This is a genomic window from Pseudomonas sp. UBA5568 (assembly GCF_002425525.1).
Lineage (GTDB): Bacteria > Pseudomonadota > Gammaproteobacteria > Pseudomonadales > Pseudomonadaceae > Aquipseudomonas > Aquipseudomonas fulva.
Window position 1 is genome coordinate 54,914 of record NZ_DIMK01000023.1, and the last position, 6,595, is coordinate 61,508.

The 6,595-nt window shown below is 63.3% G+C and carries 6 protein-coding genes; all 6 read right to left on the minus strand.

The window, feature by feature from the left end:
- Window positions 1-2 precede the first annotated feature (2 nt).
- Window positions 3-950, minus strand: coding sequence for a 4-hydroxy-3-methylbut-2-enyl diphosphate reductase (gene ispH, locus B2S33_RS07575; RefSeq protein WP_288650116.1), 948 nt, complete (start codon window positions 948-950; stop codon window positions 3-5).
- A 14-nt stretch (window positions 951-964) separates the two neighbouring features.
- A complete protein-coding gene (fkpB, locus tag B2S33_RS07580) occupies window positions 965-1,402 on the minus strand; it encodes an FKBP-type peptidyl-prolyl cis-trans isomerase (protein ID WP_027915692.1) in 438 nt (145 codons plus the stop codon).
- Entirely contained in the window at window positions 1,395-1,910 is a 516-nt protein-coding gene (gene lspA / locus B2S33_RS07585; RefSeq protein ID WP_027915691.1) for a signal peptidase II, read from the minus strand. Before lspA ends, fkpB begins: the two co-directional genes overlap by 8 nt.
- On the minus strand, window positions 1,903-4,734 hold the full coding sequence (ileS, locus tag B2S33_RS07590; protein ID WP_280077031.1) for an isoleucine--tRNA ligase: 2,832 nt from the start codon (window positions 4,732-4,734) through the stop codon (window positions 1,903-1,905). Before ileS ends, lspA begins: the two co-directional genes overlap by 8 nt.
- Entirely contained in the window at window positions 4,731-5,681 is a 951-nt protein-coding gene (gene ribF / locus B2S33_RS07595) for a bifunctional riboflavin kinase/FAD synthetase (RefSeq protein WP_027915689.1), read from the minus strand. Before ribF ends, ileS begins: the two co-directional genes overlap by 4 nt.
- A 118-nt stretch (window positions 5,682-5,799) precedes the next feature.
- Window positions 5,800-6,595: murein biosynthesis integral membrane protein MurJ (gene murJ / locus B2S33_RS07600; protein WP_288650117.1), on the minus strand; the 796-nt coding region annotated here is incomplete at its 5' end.

Genomic DNA, 6,595 nt, shown 5'->3' on the forward strand with positions numbered 1-6,595 from the left:
GATCAGATCAACGAGCGCACACGCAGCTCTTTGGGCATCGAGAAGGTGACGTTCTCTTCACGCCCGTCCAGCTCCTCGGCGCCCCTAGCGCCCCAGGCCTTGAGCTGTTCGATGACGCCGCGCACCAGCACTTCCGGCGCGGACGCGCCTGCGGTGATGCCGATGCGGCCAACCTGGTCGAACCAGGCCCGCTGCAGGTCTTCAGCGCCGTCGATCAGATGGGCTGGGGTACCCATTCGCTCGGCAAGCTCACGCAGGCGGTTGGAGTTGGAGCTGTTAGGGCTGCCGACCACCAGGACCACATCACACTCGTCGGCCAGTTGCTTAACGGCATCCTGGCGGTTTTGCGTGGCGTAGCAGATGTCGTCCTTGCGCGGCCCGCCGATGTTCGGAAAGCGCGCACGCAGCGCGTCGATCACGCGGCTGGTGTCGTCCATCGACAAGGTGGTCTGGGTCACGAATGCCAAGTGGTCAGGGTCTCTCACCTGCAGATTGGCTACGTCGTCCTCGTCTTCTACCAGGTAGATGGCCCCGCCGTTGCTAGCGTCATACTGCCCCATGGTGCCTTCGACTTCCGGGTGGCCGGCATGGCCAATCAGGATGCACTCACGGCCATCGCGGCTGTACTTGGCCACCTCGATGTGCACCTTGGTGACCAATGGGCAGGTGGCATCGAATACCTTCAGGCCACGCCCACCGGCTTCCTGACGCACGGCCTGGGAAACCCCATGGGCGCTGAAGATGACGATGACATCGTCAGGCACCTGGTCCAGCTCCTCGACGAAAATGGCGCCACGGCTGCGCAGGTCCTCGACGACGAACTTGTTGTGTACCACTTCGTGGCGCACATAGATGGGCGGGCCGAACACTTCCAGCGCGCGGTTGACGATTTCGATCGCCCGGTCGACCCCCGCGCAGAAGCCGCGCGGGTTGGCGAGTTTGATTTGCATGATCGGCTCCAGGCCTACAGGGCCTTCACCTCGAGGATCTCCACCTCGAAGGTCAGGGTCTTGCCAGCCAGTGGGTGATTGAAGTCGATGGTCACCTGATCGTCGTCGAAGGCCTTCACCACGCCCGGTAGCTCGGCGTTGGCGGCGTCCTTGAAGATGATCAGCAAGCCATCGGACAGCTCCATGCCTTCGAACTGAGACCTTGGCATAACCTGCACATTCTGTGGGTTAGGCTGGCCGAAGGCGTTCTCCGGGGCCACCTCCACGGTGCGTTTGTCGCCAGCCTTGAAACCGAACAGCGCGGCCTCGAAGCCCGGCAGCAGGTTGCCGTCGCCCACCTTGAAGGTGGCAGGCGCCTTGTCGAAGGTGCTGTCGACCGTGTCACCGTTTTCCAGGCGCAGGGCGAAATGCAGGGTAACTTCGGTGTTCTGGCCGATACGAATGTCAGTCATGGACCGGCTCCTCGGATTTCTTGCTCTTGAACATGTCCAGCGCCAACATGATTGCGCCGACGGTAATGGCGCTGTCGGCCACGTTGAAGGCCGGGAAGTAGTGGCGGTTCTGCCAGTGCACCAGGATGAAATCGACCACATGGCCCAGCACGATACGGTCGTAGAGGTTGCCGATGGCCCCGCCCAGCACCAGGGCCAGCGCTACGGCCAGCCAGGTTTCATGACGGCCGAGGCGCTTGAGCCACACCACCAGCACTGCACTGACCACCACGGCGATCAGGGCGAACAACCAGCGCTGCCAGCCTGCGCCATCGGCCAGAAAACTGAACGCAGCGCCGGTGTTGTAGGCCAGGGTCCAGCTGAAGTAGTCGGGGATGACGACAATTTGCTGGTACATGGTCAGGGCGTTGTTGAAGTACAGCTTGGTGGCCTGGTCGACGACCAGGACCAGCAAGCTCAGCCACAGCCATACGAGGCGCCCGAAGCGCCCCGCTGCAAGGTTAGGCATAGTGGCGCACCTCGCCGGAGCCGGTCAGGTTTTCCACACAGCGACCGCAGATTTCCGGATGCTCCGGATGGCTGCCGACGTCTGCACGGAAGTGCCAGCAACGGCCGCACTTGGTGTAGCCGGACTTGACCACTTTCAACTTGAGGCCTTCGACCTCGGTCGCCACCGCTTCGGCAGGCGCCTGCGCGAACGGCACCACGCTGGCAGCCGAGGTGATGAGCACGAAACGCAACTCATCGCCCAGCTTGTTTAGATCGGCGCTCAGGCCCTCGTCCGCGTACAAGGTGACTTCGGCCTGCAGGTTGCCGCCGATGACCTTGGCGGTACGCTGGTTTTCCAGTTCCTTGTTGACCGAAGCCTTGACCGCCATGACGCGGTCCCAATAGGCGCGATCGAGTTCGGTGCCTTCCGGCAGCTCACTCAGGCCTTCATACCAGCCATTGAGCATGACCGACTCGTTACGCTCACCCGGCAGGTACTGCCAGATTTCGTCGGCGGTAAAGGCCAGGATCGGCGCGATCCAGCGCACCAGCGCCTCGCTGATGTGGTACAGCGCGGTCTGGCAGGAACGGCGGGCGACGCTGTTGGCACCCGTGGTGTACTGGCGATCCTTGATGATGTCGAGGTAGAAACCACCCAGCTCCTGCACACAGAAGTTGTGCACCTTCGAGTAGACGTTCCAGAAGCGGTACTCGCCGTAGTGCTCTTCCAGCTCGCGTTGCAGCAACAGGGTGCGATCCACCGCCCAACGGTCCAGGGCCAGCATGTCCTGCGGCGCGAGCAGGTCGCGTGCCGGGTCGAAGCCGGTCAGGTTGGAGAGCAGGAAGCGTGCGGTGTTGCGAATACGCCGGTAGGCATCGGCGCTGCGCTGCAGGATCTGCTCGGACACTGCCATTTCACCGGAGTAGTCGGTAGCAGCGACCCACAGGCGCAGGATGTCGGCACCCAGGGTGTTGTTGACCTTCTCGGGCTCGATGGTGTTGCCCAGCGACTTGGACATCTTGCGGCCGTTCTCGTCCACGGTGAAGCCGTGGGTCAGCAGCTCGCGGTATGGCGCGTGGCCGTCGATGGCGCAGCCGGTCAACAGCGACGAGTGGAACCAGCCGCGGTGTTGGTCGGAACCTTCCAGGTACAGGTCGGCGCGGGGGCCGGTGGCATGGCCGATGTCGTGGGAGCCGCGCAGTACATGCCAGTGCGTGGTGCCGGAGTCGAACCATACGTCCAGGGTGTCAGCGATCTTGTCGTACTGCTCGGCTTCGGCGCCGAGCAGCTCGGCGGCGTCCAGCTTGAACCAGGCCTCGATGCCCTGTTGCTCGACGCGCTTGGCGACCTCTTCCATCAGCTCGACGGTCCGAGGGTGCAGCTCGCCCGTCTGCTTGTTCAGGAAGAATGGGATAGGCACGCCCCAGTTACGCTGGCGCGAGATGCACCAGTCAGGCCGGTTTGCGATCATCGAGTGCAAGCGTGCCTGGCCCCACGCCGGGACGAACTTGGTGTCCTCGATGGCCTTCAGGGCACGCTCGCGCAGCGGTTCGCCGTCGCGTGGCTGCTTGTCCATGCCGACGAACCACTGTGCGGTGGCACGGTAGATCAGCGGCGACTTGTGACGCCAGCAGTGCATGTAGCTGTGGCTGATGGTTTCGGTGTGCATCAGCGCACCGACTTCGGCCAGCTTCTCGACGATGGCCGGGTTGGCCTTCCAGATGAACTGCCCGCCGAAGAACGGCAGCGATTCGACGTACACGCCGTTGCTCTGCACGGGCGTGAGGATTTCATCGTTGATCATGCCGTAGCGCTTGCAGGTCACGAAGTCGTCTTCACCGTAGGCCGGCGCAGAATGCACCACGCCAGTGCCTGCGCCCAGTTCCACGTACTCGGCCAGGTAAACCGGCGAAAGGCGGTCGTAGAACGGGTGACGGAAGTTGACCAGCTCAAGGGCCGAGCCTGGGGCGGTGGCGATCACCGAACCTTCCAGTTCGTAGCGCTTGAGGCAGGACTCGACCAGCTCTTCGGCCAGGACCAGCAGACGCTCGCCGATGTCGACCAGGGCGTACTGGAACTCGGGGTGAACGTTCAGCGCCTGGTTGGCAGGGATGGTCCACGGGGTGGTGGTCCAGATCACGATGGCGGCCGGTTTTTCGAGTGCCGCCAGGCCGAAGGCTGCGGCCAGTTTGGCGTCATCGGCGACAGGGAACGCCACGTCGATGGTCTGCGACTTCTTGTCGGCGTATTCGACTTCCGCCTCGGCCAGTGCCGAGCCGCAATCGAAGCACCAGTTCACCGGCTTGAGGCCCTTGAACACGTACCCCTGCTTGACCATCTCGGCCAGGGCGCGGATTTCACCAGCCTCGTTGGCGAAGCTCATGGTCTTGTAGGGGTTGTCCCAGTCGCCCAGCACGCCCAGGCGAATGAACTCGGTCTTCTGCCCTTCGATCTGCTCGGCAGCGTACTCGCGGCACAGCTCGCGGGTACGGTCGGCGGTCAGGTGCTTGCCGTGGGTGACTTCGACCTTGTGTTCGATCGGCAGCCCATGGCAGTCCCAGCCCGGCACGTACGGCGCATCGAAGCCGGCCAGGGTCTTGGAGCGGACGATCATGTCCTTGAGGATCTTGTTCAGCGCATGACCGATGTGGATCTTGCCATTGGCGTAGGGCGGGCCGTCGTGCAGGACGAACTTGGGACGATCCTTGCCAATCTCGCGCAGCTTCTGGTACAGGCCAATGCTGTCCCAGCGCTGCAGAATCTGCGGTTCGCGCTGAGGCAGGCCGGCCTTCATGGGGAAGGCGGTGTCCGGAAGGTTTAGCGTGGCTTTGTAGTCGGTCATTTCAGGCTCTTGGTTAGCGGTTGAGCGTGCCAATGTGCACGTGCGGCGGCGATATCCGCATCGATCGCCGACTTCAGCGCCTCCAGGGAGGCGAATCGCTGCTCTTCACGCAGCTTGTGGTGGAACACCACCGTCAGACGGCGACCATAAAGGTCACCGGCATAGTCCAGCAGATGGATCTCCAGGTGCGGGCGCCCGTCACCGGCAACGGTAGGACGCACGCCAATGTTGCCGACACCCGCCCAGGCCTTGCCGTCGATCTCGATGCTGGCCAGGTAGACACCGGCCAACGGTACGCGGCGACGCTTGAGCTGGATGTTGGCAGTGGGTGTGCCGAGCTGGCGGGCCAGCTTCTGGCCATGCAATACGCGGCCGGTGATGCTGTACGGGCGGCCCAGCAGATGCTCGGCCAGCTCGAAATTGCCTTGCGCCAGCGCCTTGCGTACTTCGGTGCTGCTGACCCGTAGGCCGTCCTGGATCACGGTGTTGGCGGCTTCTACGGTAAAACCATACTGCGCGCCGGCCTGGACCAGGAAGGCGAAATCGCCTTTGCGATCACAGCCAAAGCGGAAGTCGTCACCCACTTCGAGATGCTGCACGCCCAGGCCATCGACCAGGATGGTCCTGACGAAGTCATCGGCGTCGAGCTCACCCAGGCGCTGGTTGAAGGCCAGGCACAATACGCGGTCGATGCCTTCGCCGGCCAGCAACGCGATCTTGTCCCGCAGCCGCGCCAGGCGGGCCGGCGCGGTATCGGGCGTGAAGTACTCGCGCGGTTGCGGTTCGAAGATTACCACGCAGGTCGGCAGGCCCAGGGCCTGGCCTCGCTCGCGCAGGCGCGCCAGGATTGCCTGGTGGCCGCGGTGAACCCCGTCGAAGTTGCCAATGGTGGCGACACACCCCCGGTGCTCGGGGCGCAGGTTGTGAAGACCTCGAACCAGCTGCATAACGCGCTTCTTGCTCATAAAGTGGCCGATTATAACCACACCCGGGCGCCGGTGACAGGCAGCAGCGCCCAAGGGCGGCGTGGATTGCGAAAAACCGACGCCTGACGCGCCCGCAGCCTTAGTGCAAGGCTTTGCGGGCGAACTGCCGAGGTCGGAAACCGCACAGGTACAGGCAACCAAAGTAGGTGACGACGGCTGCCATGATCAGCGCCATCAGCCGCATCAGTCGTTCAAGCATGTTTCCCTCGACCCAGGCCGGCAGGTAGTGCATGCCAGCCAGCAGGACACCGGACATCAGGCCTGCCGCCAACACCAGCTTGAGCAGAAACATGGCCCAACCTGGTTGCGGTTGGAATAGCTGCTGGGTGCGCAGCTTCCAGAACAGCAAGCCGGCATTGAGGCAGGCGCCAAGGCTGATGGCCAGGGCCAGTCCGGCATGCGCCAGCGGGCCGATGAGCACCAGGTTGAACAGCTGCGTGCAGACCAGGGTGAAGACGGCGATCTTCACCGGCGTGCGGATATTCTGCTGCGCATAGAAGCCCGGCGCCAGCACCTTGACCATAATGATTGCCAGCAGGCCGACGGAATAGGCGATCAGCGCCTGCTGGGTCATGGCGGCATCGGTTGCACTGAACTTGCCGTACTGGAACAGGGCCACGGTCAGCGGCTCGGCTAGGATCGCCAGCCCCAGCGTACACGGCAGCACCAGCAAAAAGCACAAGCGCAGGCCCCAGTCGAGAATGCGCGAGTACTCTTCCCGGTCCTTGTTGGCGTAGGTCTTGGCCAGGGTCGGCAGCAGGATGGTACCCAGAGCCACGCCCAGAACACCCGACGGCAGCTCCATGAGCCGGTCTGCGTAATACATCCAGGAGACGGAGCCTGCCACCAGGAACGAGGCGAAGATGGTATTGATG